The organism is Bacillus sp. FSL R5-0512 (assembly GCF_038593295.1).
Lineage (GTDB): Bacteria > Bacillota > Bacilli > Bacillales > Bacillaceae > Bacillus > Bacillus safensis.
The window spans coordinates 694,658-709,684 of sequence record NZ_CP151982.1; the positions used below are offsets into that span (position 1 = coordinate 694,658).

The window sequence follows — 15,027 nt, forward strand, 5'->3', positions numbered from 1 at the left end:
TTCTATCATATAAGAAATGACAGTTCATTTCCAATTGTTTTCCTATATGTTTCAACGGTAAAATGAAAAATAAAACGAGTGAAAGGAAAGCAAATGAGTGATCAAACAAATATGTTTCTAAAAAGTCATTTTCCTCATCTTATCCTCACGCCGCCGCTTTTTTATGAATGGCCTATTGGGCTTCGGTTTGAATTGGCAGATTGGTCATTAGGAAAAGAATCGATTGTATTAGAAAAAGCGGGGATCGTGCTTTAGAGATTGTGAAATATGCTTTTGATCCAGAAGACGAGATGCTGCTTGTAACGGATGTGTATACAGAACATGAACATGAATTAACGAAGCGTCAGCTCTTGGTTTATCAAAAATATGTCAATCGGAAAATGCGTTACCGATTGCGTCATGAGCTTTTGACCTATGTACGTCCAGAAATAGAAGATTCACTGACAATAGAGAGATTTACACTCAAATGCCAGCTGCAAGACATTCGATTGCGTCCGCTTCTCCATGCGATCTGCCAGGAAGACTTCTATGCACCGAATCAAATCTTGAAGGGGAAGCATGGTTATGAAATTTACCTAATGAATCTCTCGAAAAAAATGATTTTTCACTTATATGATGATCGAGGCTGTGATCTCATTGCGGCAGATCCAGAGCGTTTAAGACCAGTCTATGAAGGCTTACAGCACTGGCTATTAGACTATGATCGCCCTCAGATGGACCGCGTGTTTGCAGCGAAATAAGAAAAACCGCACTTTCGACAAGTGCGGCTTCTTTTTATGCTTCTACTTTATTGAAGAACTGCGGCAAATATTCTTTGTGTGCTTCTAGCATTTCATCTAGGATGCTTTTTGCAATGGCATCTGATGGGACAAGCGGGTTGATGGTCATTGCGACAAGAGCTGTGTTGTAATCGCCTGTCACGGCTGCTTCAGCAGCTACGCGTTCAAAGGATTTAATTTGAGAAATGAGTCCTTTGACAGCGACCGGCATTTCACCAACAGCAATTGGTTTAGGACCGTCTTTTGTGATAACGCAGTTGAGTTCAACGGCAGAATCATTTGGAATGTCACTGATGGCGCCATTGTTAATCGTGTTCACAGGCTGAATGTCATGCTTGTCGTTATAAATGGATGCAATTAAGTTACAAGCCGCATCACTGTAGTAGGCACCGCCTCGTTTTTCAAGCTGTGGCGGCTTGATGTCGAGATCAGGGTCTTTGTAAAGCTCGAACAGATCATTTTCTAATGCGCGAACGACTTCAGCACGAGTGCCTTCATTTGCTGCTGCTTTCTTTTCCTCAGCCAGCATATCACTTGTTTTGTAGTAGTAGCGGTGATACGGACAAGGAATGACGCCAAGCCCTTTTAAGAAATCAGCATCCCACGGAATCGCTTGAATGTTGTTCATCGACATGCTGGAGTTTGGATCAGCCATGTCTTCGATAACTTGATCCATGATGCTTTTGCCGTCTAAGAATACATTGAGTCCAAAGACCATATGGTTTAATCCAGCAAAGCTGACTTCGACTCTGCTTGCGTCGACACCAAGCCCTTTGGCGATTCCCATGCGAATGCCGATCGGCACGTTACATAAACCAACGACTTTGCGATGGTTTGAATAACGAAGAACGGCTTCAGTAACCATACCAGCTGGATTTGTGAAATTCACAAGCCATGCATTCGGGCAAAGCTCTTCAATATCTTTGACAATATCAAGAATGACAGGAATGGTGCGAAGTCCTTTGAATAGACCTCCTGGACCATTTGTTTCTTGACCAATGACATCATATTTTAAAGGAATGCGTTCATCCTTCATACGTGCTTCAAGAAGTCCGACACGGAATTGTGTTGTGACAAAATCAGCATCTACAAGTGCTTTCCTGCGATCTAATGTTAAATGAACCTCGATTGGGAGCCCTGCTTTTTTGACCATGCGTTTTGCAAGATTTCCGACAATCTCAAGCTTTTCTTTTCCCGCTTCAATATCAACGAGCCAAAGCTCACTAATCGGAAATTCATCGTATCGTTTAATAAATCCTTCTACAAGCTCTGGTGTATAGCTTGATCCTCCGCCAATTGTGACAACCTTTAATCCTTTTGCCATGCTCTGCACCTCCGAATAATGTAACGCGCAATGTTATAATAGAGAAAAGTCTTTTTTATTTTGTACATCTATAGCTTATCGTGAGAGCATCGCGTGCGTAAATGACTTCAGCGTCTTTAGGCAAGGGTGCCCTATTTAGAGATTTGTTACATAAAAGAAACACATTGTGACATGTTGTTGGAGAAAGGGGAAGTCAGATGTTTTCAAGTGAGGTCATTTCCAGCTTTAATGAACTAGAAAGCGCTTTATACCGATATATCATGGAAAACAGTGAAAAGGTCGTGTACATGAGAATTCGAGACCTTGCAGATGCTGCACATATATCCACCTCGTCTGTCCTTCGCTTTTGCCGAAAAGTAAATTGTGATGGCTTTTCAGAGTTTAAAGTGAAGCTCAAAATGTATTTAGAATCAGAGCAGACACCTTCTTTAAAAAGCACACAGCACTTTCTATATGAATTTATTGAACGAACATTGAAGGGAGACTTTGAGGGGAAAATTAAGGAGGCAGCGAAGCTCATTGCTGAGGCAAAAAATGTGCTGTTTATTGGGACTGGCAGTTCTGGCATTTTGGCGCAGTATGGGGCGAGGTACTTTTCAAGTCTTGAGAAATTTTCATTTTACATCAACGATCCGTTTTTCCCGATGAATATGCAGTATTTAGACAATAGTGTCACCATTGTGCTGTCTGTATCAGGGGAGAATAGTATTACGATTGATCATATTTCGAAGTTAAAAAGAGAAGGCAGCACAATCATTAGTATTACGAATAACCAGCACTGCACGATTTCGCGCATTTCAGATTTAAATATTGCCTACTACGTCACAGATGAACGGGTCCACAGAGCCAATATCACCACACAGACGCCAGTTGTGTATATTTTAGAAGCCATGGCCCGTGACATGTTTGCGATGTTAAAAGAAAAGTAAAAGAGCCGCTGCATACATCAGCTGCTCTCTTTTTTCTGCTTCATAAAAGCAAGGATGGCAATGCCGGAACAGACGAGCACAAACAGACCGCCTAGCAAATACACAGACCTCGCCCCGTATACATCTGCAATCAATCCAACAAAGAAAATAGACAAACCGACCGATACTGAAGAAAGGACGTAGTGAGCCGAATACACCTTTGATAAATCACGTACTGGCGTTTCCGTTTGAAGAATGGTTTGCTGCGAAACATCTCGGATTTGATAAGCAGGCCCCATCAAAATACAAAGCAGCAAAGCAAGCCACGGGAGGCTGTTCAGTGAATAGACAATGGTCAGCACTGCATAAATGAATGAACCAGCTGCCATAAAGAGGAGAAGCTGTTTTTGGATAAACTGACTCATCCATGCAGCTAAGAGCCCGCCTATGATGGCACCTGTATAATAAGCGGCATTGATAAATCCCCACCATTCCTCACCTTGCTTTAAATCATGGGTGACAAAGGCAAGCGTAATTGCTCCGATCCACACAGCACCCGCAATATTTTCACAAACATCCATAAATGTCAGGGTGCGCACCGTTTTATTTCTCCAAATGATCGTCCAGCCATCTTTGAAGCTGTTCATCTTATTTGCCTTTCGAACCGTCTCTTCTTGCTTGAGAAGAGGAAAGACAGGGATGAATAATAGATAAGACAACACAATCATGACACAAGTGATCCACATTAAATAAAATGGCCCGATCAACAGGACGAGCATTCCAGTGAACGAATAGCCGGCGATTTGAATCGTTTGATGAAATATCGACGCTGTACTGTTCGCTTTCACAAGCTGATTTGCTGGCACAAGCATCGGCATGATGGCCTGCATTAAAGGACTGATGAACCCGCCTGTGAGGGAAATCAAAATAAGCGCACTAAACAACCAGACCATATGCTGCTGAAACAAATGAAATTGGGCTGTAAACACGATGAGCATCCCAAGACGTAAAAGCGGGACCCATTTCAATAGGCGGCCAGCTTGAAAGTAATCGGTTAAAACAGGAGAGAAGAGCCCAGCCAATAGCTGGCATATTGTTCTGATCAGCGGAAATACAGCCGCATAGGCAACAGATTGTGTATCTTGATAAATGACAAACGTGATCGTCATCACAAATAAAATATCACTCAGCATGAGAAGGCTTTTACTGCTTGTATAACACCAAAACTTGTTTCCCATATCAAACCGGCTCCTTTTCAAAAACAAGTTTAGTATAGCATGGTGATGAAGGGTCTATAGGCTTTCCATTGAAAAATACATCTTAAGGATGAGAAGATTGTGATAAGCTAAATGAAGGACATTGTAAGGAAAGGGGTTCAATCGATTGAAAAAATTACCGGCTCATGACTTTTTGGACAAACACGAGATCCCATATGAGATCAAAACATTTTCTGCCGAAACAGAGAAGGGAGCAGCAAATGTAGCGGCAGCTCTTGGTTTTCGTGAAAGACAAATGATTAAAACATTGATTTTTGAAACAGGAGAAGGAGAGCAGCTGCTTGTGATGGTTGGCGCTGATCAGCATATTAAGTCAGGGAAACTAAAGAAAGCCGCCGGCTCCCGTAATATTAAAATGGCTTCACCGGAGAAGGTTCTTGAAGTGACGGGCTATCGAATTGGCTCGATTCCGCCGTTTTGCTGGCAGCCAGAAGGATTCCGCACCATTATTGAGGCTTCGTTATTAGAAGAGGAGATATTAGGTGTTGGAGCAGGCGAATGGGGAAATGAAATCCTCATCACCCCAGAACAATTAGTGAAAGCCTCAAAAGCTGTACCGTTTGACATCGTGCAGCCAGCCGAATAGAAAAAAAGTGCCTGTTTCAGAAGCAGGCACTTTTTTAATTGGCAGCAGGCGTAGTAAATGGACCGATACCTTTCATTTGCAGGAAGGCATCCACGGTTCTATTTTCTTCAAGATCATTCGCCCGTTTGCACACAACAACCGGTCTGACGATCTCAATGCCTTCAATGTACACGCGCCCAATTTCTTGCCGCTTGAGACTGCCATGAACCGCATCACGGGGAACAAGTGTGATGCCATATCCAGCTTTGATCATTTGAATCGCTTCATGAACACCGCTGAATTGTAAATCAACGGTTGGTTTTTTGATCCCTTTCGAGGTAAATAATGAAAAGAGCTTATCTCTTGTGGAACTGCCTTCTTCACGCATCAAAAAAGGCTCCTGACTCAGACGCTCTAGCGGGACAGTTTTTCCGTTCAACGGATGGTCTGCCGGCACAATAAAATCATAGCTTAAATTCGTTAAATGAGAGGTGAGAATCTCCTCATGGTGCAGATCCTCGATCACAGCGATGGCCACATCTGATTCATATTGAAGCAGGCTCTCTAAAACTTGAGCGGAGTTTCCGCTTTTTAATTCAATTTCTGTCTGTGGTGAAGATGTTTTAAAGGCAGCAAGCCAATCTGGCAGTAAAAAGTTAAGTGGTACATAGGTAGAAGCGATGCGGAGCCGCCCCTTTTTTCCGTTTTGTAAAAGTGTGATCTGATATTCTACTTCCTTTTCAGCCTCGAACACTTGCCGGGCATAAGGATATAGAATTTTCCCCATTTCCGTAAGTGTAATGCCTCTGCCATTTCGTTTAAAAAGACGGAAACCGATCTCACTTTCAATGCTTCTAAGCTGAGCCGTCACAGCAGGCTGTGTCAATGACAGTACGTCTGCTGTTTGTGTAACGCTTTTTGTCTCTGCGACCTTTGCAAAAATCCGAAGGGCATGTAAATTCAACTTTGCACCACCTATCAATTATTTTGATGGTTTAATCAAAAACATTCATTAGATTTATTATAAGGCATCCCTTATTGTAAAGATAGCGAAGGGGGAAGGGAAATGGATCATCGTCGAAAGCAAGTGGTGTCAATATCGCTTATCACAGCATTTGCACTGATTGGGGATTCAATGCTTTATATTGTTCTTCCGATTTATTGGAAAGAGATTGGTTTATCGTCTATTTGGGAGGTTGGGCTGCTGCTGTCCATTAACCGATTCATCCGCATCCCGCTAACGCCTGTCGTTTGGTGGCTCTATCGGTTTGTCCCAATGAAGACCGGTGTATTGATCGCTATTTTGATTGCGTCCGTGACCACAGTGCTTTATGGTGTGAGTGGTTTTTGGCTGCTGCTGATCTGCCGCTGCGCTTGGGGGCTGGCCTGGACGTTATTGCGTATGAGTGGGATGAGATTGATTGCTGAAATGGAGGAAGGCTCACAGGGGCATTATACGGGCATTTATAATGGGCTTTACCGGCTTGGCAGTTTATTCGGCATGTTATTTGGCGGAATATTCGCCAGCCTGATCGGCTTTCAATCCATGACGCTTGTCTTTGGTTTACTCTCATTGCTGGCGCTCATTTTTTATGTCTCTTTGGATGAGATTGAAAAGGGCGAAGACAGGCAGGTGTATCAAGTCATTAAACAGAGGTGGCTTGCACGAGATGTTGTGAAAGTATTAATGACAGGTATGCTAATCGCACTTGTGATACAAGGGTTATTCGCATCAACGCTGAGCCATGTCATTGAAGCAAGGATCGGTCATGGTGAATTTGCTCTGTTCGGCTTTGTTATCGGAGCTTCGGCTTTAAGTGGAATCATTCAAGCGCTCAGATGGGGGTGGGAACCATTTGTAGCACCGAAAGCGGGCAGATGGTTTGATGGGCTTGTGATGAAGGAACGAACGCTTTGCTGGATGTTTCTTTCATTTGGAGGTCTCAGTTTTCTGGCGGTCATGCTGAAGGTAAGCGGCTGGTTTCTTGTGATGCTGCTTTTGATCCAGCTGCTCTCAACAATCTTAACGACATTAACGGATACGCTTGCTTTTCAAAAAGCGTCTGCTCAAACAGATAAAAACCGCTTCCTCGCAAGCTATTCCTTTGTTCAAGATATGGGAGCGGCTTTAGGACCCTTGTGCGGGTATACGATGATTCAGTTTTTTGGATCAAGCAGCGTCTTTTGGCTGATGCTCATCATAAGCTTATTGCTTGTCAGCATGTGGGCAAGAGGCAGGGAGCTGCATGTTTCTTCTGATCCAGCGTAATAAATCAAGCGTTATACAAAAAAATGCCTCATGCGCTGAATGCAAGAGGCAGTCATGTTTTTTTATTCTAGATCTGAATCATAGGCTTTTTGCGTCAGCTGGCTGACCACCTCTTTTAACCCATTTGGTTTATGAAACTCAACAGGTGTGCTTCCCTTTTCGAAGACGATTTGATCTGCTTCAACGAGCACGACATATCGATTGTTGAGCTTTGCAATATGGATTGATTGGCCGAAGTCTGCTAGAAGACCTTTGATTTCCGTTTCGCCTAGACGCATTTTCATTGTGATATCAGGGGTTTGTTCAACAATATGGGAGGCCGCTTGTGTGACCTGTTCTGTATCGAGTGTTTCTCTAATTTCTCGCTTTTCACTCGCTTCCCATATTTCAAGATCATCTTCAAACTGCTTTAATTCTTCACTTTCATCCTGTAATGTTTCAAAAACCTGTTCCTGTACCATATTCATGACCTGTGATTTCATGATTTCAGGCATGGATTCACCGTATTCGACGAATTTCAAAAAGTCCTCAAAATAACGAGCGTGTGAAGATTGATGAATTTTCACTTCAGCTTCCTCAGTCATGCCCTCTTCTGGCATAAACGGGTATTGAATTGATTTCATGTTTTTTGTCGTAATGGCCATTTCGACTTTTCTAATCAAGGTAGATGTATCAGCGATAGAAGCCACTTTCTGTTCGAAATCGCATTTCATAATAAAGACAAAGGAATCATCGAAATACTTTTTTGGAACAGCAGAAGCAACTAAAAAAACGCCGCCTCTGACAGCACTTGTATCTAAATATGTGCGAACAAACTGTTCACTGCATTCATTAAACAATTCTTTTGTATCTGCAAATCTCGTTTGATGAAATAGGTTGTAGTTGGGATTTGAATCGAGCTCATGACCGGGTTCTACAATAAATCGGCCAATTTTGGTCGGTACTTGTTCAGATTTAGGGTGTCTGTCCACTTTTCGTTTGACGATTTTTTTCAGCTCACCGTCTAAAAAGTCCTTCAGCTCACTTTGTTCAAATTCTTCTTGATCTAGTGTTTGATAATGTTTAAACCGTTTATTTGCTTGTTCATCTTTGCCTTCGATTTCCACGACAAAGAATGAGAGAAAACGTATCGTAAAATCCATTGATTGGTCACCACTTTTTCTTCTTCGGATATGTTGAGTATAGAAAAAGGAGTGAAAATCGTCAACGAATGGAGAAATATCGTGTCATTATTTCCCGAGAAATGTTTATTGAAAAACACTTGATAATAATTATCATTCTTGATAGAATGATAAAAGAAAAGAAGGAACCTGCCAGTTCCTTCATCTCAGAGAAAAATAGATTATTTTGTTTCAAATGTTTCGCAATCAGTTTCAGTATTACGAGTCACTTCAGTCATCGTGTTTTTACCAATTTTAATGGTAGAAGCGGTACAGCTGTTTTCAGCCCAAAAACGGCAAGAGTTCACTTCACAAAGAACGTTTTGTGCCATGGGAATTCACCTCCGTGATTCATATTGAGAATGAAGCAAGTTGCCACTTGAATTCATTCAATCTAGTAGTCTCTTTGTAGAAAGAGGCTGTTTGTGCTGATTATGCACATGTTTATCATACCATCTACCCTGAAAATATACAATTTAAACTTTGGAAGAGCGAGAATATGAATCTCGCTCTTTTTTTATTTGTAAAAATAGTTAAATGCTAGGTGGCACACTCTCTCATTTCGACATATGAATAGAGTAGATTCAAAACCTGATGTCGGACAAAGTATGAGGGTACATGTACTGATTTTCCGCATAAAGATAGGGTTTTAATCAAAAATCTTCATAGAGAGATGAGGGGAGAAGATGAAAGCAGTCATTCTCTGCGGAGGAAAGGGAACGAGAATGAGTGAGGTCACACAAGCGCTTCCTAAACCACTTGCTATGATCGGAGACCGGCCTATACTATGGCATATTATGAAAATCTATCAGTATTACGGTGTAGACGAATTTATCCTATTGCTTGGATATAAAGGAGAGAAGATCAAAGAGTACTTTCTGAACTACGACTGGCAGCATCACAGCATGCAGCTCGATATGGCGACAGGAGAAATGAAGCTTTTAGGTAAATCGGAAAACTGGAAAATCACCTTTTTAGATACAGGTGAAAATACGATGACAGGCGGACGTTTAAAGCAGGCACAGGATTACATTGGTGATGAGACCTTTATGATGACGTATGGTGATGGACTGGCTAATATCAATATGTTTCATTTGCTGAAACGTCATCAGGATCTTGGAGCAGCTGCGACTGTCACAGGCATTGAAAAGAAGTCCCAGTACGGGACACTGAAGGTGTATAACGGGATGGCACAATCCTTCTCTGAGAAGACAGACAGTATCGGGATGATCAATGGAGGATTTTTTGTGTTGTCTTCAAAGGTATTTGATTATTTGACAGACGATGATCAATGCGTGTTTGAAGCAGAGCCTCTTCAAAACCTGGCGGATGATGGAGAGCTTGCCGTTTATGAGCATCACGGATTTTGGACAGCAATTGATACGTATAAAAACCTGAAGGAAATCAACGACATGTGGACAGATGGAAAACAACCATGGAAGGTTTGGTGACAGCATGAGCGGATTTTGGAATGGAAAGAACGTATTTGTAACTGGATGTACAGGGCTGTTAGGGAGCTATCTCGTTAAGGAATTGATTGATCAAGGGGCAAACGTGACTGGACTTGTGCGTGATCAGGTGCCTAGGTCGAATTTATATCAAGGCAGTCAATTTGAAAAAATGAATGTGGTGCAAGGCGCATTAGAGGATATGCAGACGATTGAACGTGCGTTAGGAGAATATGAAATTGACACCGTCTTCCATTTGGCTGCCCAAGCCATTGTTGGGGTCGCGAATAGACATCCTGTTTCTACATTTGAAGCGAATATCTTAGGGACATGGAATGTGCTGGAGGCTTGCAGAAGACAGCCGCTCATCAAACGAGTGATCGTGGCATCAAGTGACAAAGCCTACGGTGATCAAGAGCAGCTTCCATATGATGAAGACATGCCGTTAAACGGGAAACATCCGTATGATGTCTCAAAGAGCTGTGCAGATCTCATTTCTCATACGTACTACAACACATATGGTCTTCCGGTTTGTATTACACGCTGCGGTAATTTATATGGAGGCGGGGATTTGAATTTCAACAGAATCATTCCGCAAACCATTCAGCTTGTGTTAGAAGGAAAGGCGCCGGAAATTAGAAGTGACGGGACATTTATTCGTGATTACTTCTACATTGAAGATGCAGTGAAGGCTTATTTGCTGCTAGCTGAGAAGATGGAGGAAAAAGGGCTGGCGGGAGAAGCCTTTAACTTTAGTAACGAGATTCAACTGACAGTGCTAGAGCTTGTGGATAAGATTTTAAAGGCAATGGGAAGTGAACTGAAGCCTCGTATTTTGAATCAAGGAACACATGAAATTAAGCATCAATATTTGTCAGCAGAGAAAGCGAGAAAGCTGCTTGATTGGAAGCCTGATTACTCCATTGATGAAGGCTTAGAGAAGACGATTGAATGGTACCGCGAATTCTTTCAAAAATAGAGGTGTAAATAGATGAACAGCATATATTGTACGGTTCTTTCAAGTGGAAGACTTTATCAAGCCATTGCGTTTTTCTTATCGTTGAAGCAAGTAGAAGATGATGCTGTCATCAAGACGTTATGTATGGATGATGCTGCATTTGATTTGCTTCATCAAATGAATTTTCCGCATGTGGATCTTGTTCATGTACGGGAGCTCGAAACACCAGAGCTGCTGGAGAAAAAAGAGGAACGGGATGCATCCGAATATTGCTGGACCTTAAAGCCGATTTGGATTGAGTGGTTATTTGAACAGGAGCAGGCAGAGAGCGTGACCTATCTTGATGCGGATTTGTTCTTTTATGAGAGCCCTCAGGTGATTTTTCAACATCAGCCGAATGCTTCTGTTTTAATTTCGAGAGGGGATATTGTCATTCCAAGCTTTGATGCAGAGGAAGTGAAGATGCTTCAGAAGCTTTTAGGACGCTATAACTCAGGCTTTCTGCATTTTAAAGGAGATGAAGCCGGACGAAAATGCCTCAGCTGGTGGAAAGAAGAATGCTTAAAAGAATGTAGAAATGCACCGGGAGAAGGCAAGTTTGGCGATCAAGGATATCTAGATCATATGCCGAGGCTGTTTGACAAAGTAGAAGATATTGAGACAAAAGGCGTGAATATTGGTCATTGGAACTATGGGCAGCATTCTTATCGGGAGGAGAATGGACGTATTCTTCTGGAGGATGGGCACCCGCTCATTTGCTATCATTTCAGCGGCTTTCGGATTGTGAGTAAGGATGAGATGCAGCAAATTCATGAAAAAGGACGAAATGACCTGCCGTTTTTCCAAGAAGCCTATCGGGAAGTGCTTCGCCATGTGATTGAATCTGTGGAGCAGGTCGATCCGCTGTTTAACGGCTATGCCAAACGGGAGGAGGATGACGCATGAACGAAAAGCCAAAGGTAAGCGTCATTATTCCAAGCTATAATGCCAAAGAGCGTTTAGAAGGAAGCCTTTTTTCCTTAACGCTTCAGGAAACAGATATTCCATTTGAGGTCATTGTTGCCGATAATGGCTCAACGGATGGCACGATGGAAATGCTTGAGAATATTGAGGTGAACTTCCCGTTTAAAAAAGTGCGCATTCCTGTCAATCAAGGGATTGCAAAGGGACGTAATCATGCCATTCGCGAGGCGGAGGGGGATCTGCTCATTTTTCATGACAGTGATATGCTGGCAGAACCGAGATTTATTCAAAAGCATGCAGAGGCTCATGCTGACAGGGAGAATCTTGTCATTTGCGGTGTGTGCTGGAAGCGGATTTATCGCTATTTTTACACAGCTTTTGATAAGGATCATATGAAGCGGTTGAAAAAGCAAGGACTGTATAAACGGAAAATGGAGGACAAAACGCCTCTTTTATCATTGGAAGAAGTCGAAAATGGTGCATTTCTAGAGAAAAGCTTCGATTTGCAGTCTGAGTTTATTGATATCCTGAAAGACATTTTGGAAACGTACCACTATGATTTAGGTTCTTATGAGCTGCCATGGCGCTTTTTTATTACAAATAACTCCTCTGTTAAACGTAAGCATGTCATGGCACTAGGGATGTTTGATGAAGATATCGTTCGGTATGGATTTGAGGATTATGATTTAGGAATTCGACTGAATCAGCTTGGTCTCTCCTTTGAATTGCGAGAGGATATTATGAGTGTGCATCAAGAGCATCCAAGTAATTTAACGTCATTTGATGACATCAAATACAACATTTTGTATATGTGTGAGAAGTATAACAATATTGATTCCATTGATGTCCATTTGGCTTTCTCTGGTCCGTTTTCTCACACTGTGACAAATGATATTGTGAAAGAAGTTCGGCAGCTGCGCGAGAATCCAGCATTTGATGACCTGTTATCCTATTTTTTAGAGCTGCTTCATTTGATCACAGAGCGGAATGTAGGCATCAAGCGGGATAAAAAAGATATGCTGACAGCCAAGCATGTTCCTTTGAAAAAGCTGGCAGAAGCGGCGCAGCTTGCACGTGAGGAGTATGGCTGCATGGTGCTTGTAGAAGCCATTCAAGGGCTGACGAAAGAGCTGTTGCGCGTTGATTTGTTCCAAGTGGATGTGTTGTAAATGGCGTCTTATCACTTTACAACCATTGTGTCGAATACCCATGTTTTTAAGCTTTTGGCGCTGATTCATTCGCTTGAACAAAACGCTCATGCCTTTAAGCTGTCCGTTTTATGTGCAGACCCTTTGGCTTATAAGGTATTAAAGGAGTTCCCTCACCCGCATGTTCAATATGAACAGCTTGAGGACATTGAAGATGATACGCTGCGAAAGGCAAAAGAAGATCGAACGTTTCATGAGTATTGCTGGACGTTAAAGCCTGCTTTTCTGCTCAACATTCTTGAGTCCTCAGATGCGGATTATCTTGCCCATCTGGATACGGATTTGTATTTTTATCATGATCCGGAGGCGATTTTTGCAGAGAATCCAAGCGCTCATTTATTTTTGACGGATCATATGAATTCCAAGCGGTTCTATCATTTTTATGAGTTGTCTGGCCGCTTTAATACAGGGTTTGTAGGCTGTCGTAACACAGATGTTGCCATACAGGCAGTCACGCAATGGAAAGAAAATTGTCTTGCCCATTGTACAGTAGAAATGGATACAGAAAAAAAGACGTACGGAGATCAGCGGTATGTGGAAAGATGGGTTGATGATTTTGAAGGGGTTCATATCGTTGCATCTAAAGGAGCCAATGCGGCGATTTGGAACATTGAAAACTACAAGCTTTCAGTTGTAAAAGGAGATATGTATCTCGACGAATGTCCACTCTTGTTCTATCATTTTTCTGCCTTTACGATCATTGACGAGAATACCTTTAACCTTAATTGGTATTACTATATGAAAGAACAGAAGCTTGTGGATCATTTGTATATTCCGTATGCCGACTTGGTTCATCAAAAGATTAAGCAGGTGCAAAAGGTATTTCCAGAATTTAAGCAAGGATTTATTGCGAAGAAGCATGTGCCTGACACGCATTTTTATGAGAGATGAAAAACCGCTCATTGATTGAGCGGTTTTCTTTTTATGATTCATTCCATTTAGAAATGGTTTGGTCGCTAGGAAGTAGGAAGGCTAGGATGCCTAATATCGGTAAAAAGGCAACACCGATCATGGTAGGCGTTAAGCCGAAGGCATCAATGAATGAGCCGAGGGCAACCGATCCGATTGCACCCATACCAAACGCAAGCCCAACAGTTAAACCAGACATTGTGCCAATTTTCCCGGGAAATAGTTCTTGGGCATAAACCACGGTAACAGAGAAGCTTGATGTCAAAATGAGCCCAATCAGCCCGAGTAAAACATAAGCAAAAACCGGTCCGGCAAATGGCAGCAGCAGGGCAAGCGGGAAGGATGCCAATAAGGAAACTAAAATCACGTTTTTCTTGCCAAAGCGGTCTGCAAGCGGCCCGCCTAAAAATGTCCCAATTGCACCTAGAATAAGAAATAAGAAGATATAAGTCTGTGATTCTTTAATCGTCAAACCGTATTGTTCAATCGCATAAAATGCATAGAAATTCGAAATGGCATTTCCATACCAAGAGCGGGCAAAGATGAGAAAGACGATAATGCCAAGTGCAATGAGTGCTGATTTACGATGAATATCAGATCTGACAGCTTTTGCAGGAGCTTTTTTCGCTTCGGCCCGAATGGTTTGAAGCCTTCCTGCGTACCATCTTGAAATATAAAGAAGGAAACCAACCGCCAACATTCCAACAATCGTAAACCAAGCCACGCCTGTCTGACCGAGCGGGACGAGCATTAATGCAGCGATAAGCGGAGCAAAGGCTTGACCTGTATTCCCGCCTACTTGATAGATGGACTGGGCAAGACCTCGTCTTGGACCAGCTGCCATGTTGGCAACACGGGAGCCCTCTGGATGGAAGATCGCAGAGCCGAGTCCGATAAAGACAACGCAAAGCAGAATGGTGGCAAACGACGGGGCAAACGCGAGTCCGAATATACCAACAGCACTTGAAAATAAAGCAATCGGAAGTGCATAAGGCATCGGCCGTTTATCTGTGTACCAACCAATAGCTGGCTGCATCACGGAGGAGACCATATTTAATGTAAAGGCAATCAGCCCTAATTGTGTAAAGGTCAGCCCCATTGAGCGTTCCAAAATAGGGAACATCGCAGGAATAACAGCTTGTAATGTGTCGTTCAGCATATGACAAATACCAATAATCAATAAGATGGGATAAACCGTTGAGCCGGTAACAGAATGTTGGGGTTTATCCTTTGTACGAGCAGCAATGGCCAATGAGACT

Annotated in this window: 16 protein-coding genes; 10 read left to right on the plus strand and 6 right to left on the minus strand. The window is 42.4% G+C overall.

The features are described 5' to 3' along the window. Positions 1-93: 93 nt before the first annotated feature. Together NSQ25_RS03425 and NSQ25_RS03430 are read left to right on the plus strand one after the other, a co-directional pair. Positions 94-255, plus strand: a complete 162-nt coding sequence (locus NSQ25_RS03425) for a hypothetical protein (protein WP_326136722.1) — start codon at positions 94-96, stop codon at positions 253-255. A 5-nt stretch (positions 256-260) separates the two neighbouring features. Next, entirely contained in the window at positions 261-740 is a 480-nt protein-coding gene (locus NSQ25_RS03430) for a DUF3885 domain-containing protein (RefSeq protein WP_326136721.1), read from the plus strand. A 34-nt stretch (positions 741-774) separates the two neighbouring features. On the opposite strand, the gene NSQ25_RS03435 is transcribed toward NSQ25_RS03430, so the two are convergent. Then, positions 775-2,103 (minus strand): 6-phospho-beta-glucosidase, encoded by a 1,329-nt coding sequence (locus NSQ25_RS03435; protein WP_024424565.1) that lies wholly within the window; start codon positions 2,101-2,103, stop codon positions 775-777. A gap of 197 nt (positions 2,104-2,300) precedes the next feature. Between NSQ25_RS03435 and NSQ25_RS03440 the strand changes: the two genes are divergently transcribed. After that, positions 2,301-3,032, plus strand: a complete 732-nt coding sequence (locus NSQ25_RS03440; RefSeq protein ID WP_034282778.1) for a MurR/RpiR family transcriptional regulator — start codon at positions 2,301-2,303, stop codon at positions 3,030-3,032. 17 nt (positions 3,033-3,049) lie between these two features. On the opposite strand, the gene NSQ25_RS03445 is transcribed toward NSQ25_RS03440, so the two are convergent. Next, positions 3,050-4,249 (minus strand): MFS transporter, encoded by a 1,200-nt coding sequence (locus tag NSQ25_RS03445; protein WP_098676675.1) that lies wholly within the window; start codon positions 4,247-4,249, stop codon positions 3,050-3,052. Positions 4,250-4,394: 145 nt separating this feature from the next. Between NSQ25_RS03445 and NSQ25_RS03450 the strand changes: the two genes are divergently transcribed. After that, the gene (locus NSQ25_RS03450; RefSeq protein WP_034282772.1) at positions 4,395-4,874 is read left to right on the plus strand and encodes a YbaK/EbsC family protein; all 480 of its coding nucleotides are present in this window, start codon (positions 4,395-4,397) and stop codon (positions 4,872-4,874) included. Positions 4,875-4,908: 34 nt separating this feature from the next. Here the strand turns inward: NSQ25_RS03450 and NSQ25_RS03455 are convergent, their stop codons facing one another. Further along, on the minus strand, positions 4,909-5,817 hold the full coding sequence (locus NSQ25_RS03455) for a LysR family transcriptional regulator (protein ID WP_024424569.1): 909 nt from the start codon (positions 5,815-5,817) through the stop codon (positions 4,909-4,911). Positions 5,818-5,919: 102 nt separating this feature from the next. Here NSQ25_RS03455 and NSQ25_RS03460 point away from each other — a divergent pair, with 102 nt between their 5' ends. Beyond that, entirely contained in the window at positions 5,920-7,122 is a 1,203-nt protein-coding gene (locus NSQ25_RS03460; RefSeq protein WP_326136719.1) for an MFS transporter, read from the plus strand. A 62-nt stretch (positions 7,123-7,184) separates the two neighbouring features. Here NSQ25_RS03460 and NSQ25_RS03465 read toward each other — a convergent pair whose 3' ends face one another. Continuing rightward, positions 7,185-8,264, minus strand: coding sequence for a DUF3900 domain-containing protein (locus NSQ25_RS03465; RefSeq protein ID WP_326136718.1), 1,080 nt, complete (start codon positions 8,262-8,264; stop codon positions 7,185-7,187). Positions 8,265-8,464: 200 nt separating this feature from the next. After that, complete coding sequence (locus tag NSQ25_RS03470; protein WP_072367870.1) at positions 8,465-8,614, minus strand: DUF1540 domain-containing protein; 150 nt, start codon at positions 8,612-8,614, stop codon at positions 8,465-8,467. 354 nt (positions 8,615-8,968) lie between these two features. Here NSQ25_RS03470 and rfbF point away from each other — a divergent pair, with 354 nt between their 5' ends. Genes rfbF through NSQ25_RS03495 form a run of 5 tightly spaced genes read left to right on the plus strand, consistent with a single transcriptional unit; the run spans position 8,969 to position 13,750 of the window. Then, positions 8,969-9,733, plus strand: coding sequence for a glucose-1-phosphate cytidylyltransferase (gene rfbF, locus NSQ25_RS03475; RefSeq protein ID WP_034282763.1), 765 nt, complete (start codon positions 8,969-8,971; stop codon positions 9,731-9,733). A gap of 4 nt (positions 9,734-9,737) precedes the next feature. Further along, positions 9,738-10,709, plus strand: a complete 972-nt coding sequence (locus NSQ25_RS03480) for a GDP-mannose 4,6-dehydratase (RefSeq protein WP_025092661.1) — start codon at positions 9,738-9,740, stop codon at positions 10,707-10,709. Positions 10,710-10,721: 12 nt separating this feature from the next. Next, positions 10,722-11,633: a putative nucleotide-diphospho-sugar transferase gene (locus tag NSQ25_RS03485; RefSeq protein WP_046314065.1), complete on the plus strand. Its 912-nt coding sequence runs from the start codon at positions 10,722-10,724 to the stop codon at positions 11,631-11,633. Then, a complete protein-coding gene (locus NSQ25_RS03490; protein ID WP_046314061.1) occupies positions 11,630-12,820 on the plus strand; it encodes a glycosyltransferase family 2 protein in 1,191 nt (396 codons plus the stop codon). Before NSQ25_RS03485 ends, NSQ25_RS03490 begins: the two co-directional genes overlap by 4 nt. Then, the gene (locus NSQ25_RS03495; protein ID WP_046314059.1) at positions 12,821-13,750 is read left to right on the plus strand and encodes a putative nucleotide-diphospho-sugar transferase; all 930 of its coding nucleotides are present in this window, start codon (positions 12,821-12,823) and stop codon (positions 13,748-13,750) included. 31 nt (positions 13,751-13,781) lie between these two features. Here the strand turns inward: NSQ25_RS03495 and NSQ25_RS03500 are convergent, their stop codons facing one another. Beyond that, the gene (locus tag NSQ25_RS03500; protein ID WP_024426656.1) at positions 13,782-15,020 is read right to left on the minus strand and encodes an MFS transporter; all 1,239 of its coding nucleotides are present in this window, start codon (positions 15,018-15,020) and stop codon (positions 13,782-13,784) included. Positions 15,021-15,027: the final 7 nt, after the last annotated feature.

Excerpts from the sequence above, each read along its gene's own strand:
- NSQ25_RS03425 (WP_326136722.1), top strand. The coding sequence starts at position 94 with ATGAGTGATCAAACAAATATGTTTCTAAAAAGTCATTTTCCTCATCTT.
- NSQ25_RS03435 (WP_024424565.1), bottom strand. The coding sequence starts at position 2,103 with ATGGCAAAAGGATTAAAGGTTGTCACAATTGGCGGAGGATCAAGCTAT.
- NSQ25_RS03440 (WP_034282778.1), top strand. The coding sequence starts at position 2,301 with ATGTTTTCAAGTGAGGTCATTTCCAGCTTTAATGAACTAGAAAGCGCT.
- NSQ25_RS03445 (WP_098676675.1), bottom strand. The coding sequence starts at position 4,249 with ATGGGAAACAAGTTTTGGTGTTATACAAGCAGTAAAAGCCTTCTCATG.
- NSQ25_RS03460 (WP_326136719.1), top strand. The coding sequence starts at position 5,920 with ATGGATCATCGTCGAAAGCAAGTGGTGTCAATATCGCTTATCACAGCA.
- NSQ25_RS03465 (WP_326136718.1), bottom strand. The coding sequence starts at position 8,264 with ATGGATTTTACGATACGTTTTCTCTCATTCTTTGTCGTGGAAATCGAA.
- NSQ25_RS03470 (WP_072367870.1), bottom strand. The coding sequence starts at position 8,614 with ATGGCACAAAACGTTCTTTGTGAAGTGAACTCTTGCCGTTTTTGGGCT.
- rfbF (WP_034282763.1), top strand. The coding sequence starts at position 8,969 with ATGAAAGCAGTCATTCTCTGCGGAGGAAAGGGAACGAGAATGAGTGAG.
- NSQ25_RS03480 (WP_025092661.1), top strand. The coding sequence starts at position 9,738 with ATGAGCGGATTTTGGAATGGAAAGAACGTATTTGTAACTGGATGTACA.
- NSQ25_RS03485 (WP_046314065.1), top strand. The coding sequence starts at position 10,722 with ATGAACAGCATATATTGTACGGTTCTTTCAAGTGGAAGACTTTATCAA.
- NSQ25_RS03490 (WP_046314061.1), top strand. The coding sequence starts at position 11,630 with ATGAACGAAAAGCCAAAGGTAAGCGTCATTATTCCAAGCTATAATGCC.
- NSQ25_RS03495 (WP_046314059.1), top strand. The coding sequence starts at position 12,821 with ATGGCGTCTTATCACTTTACAACCATTGTGTCGAATACCCATGTTTTT.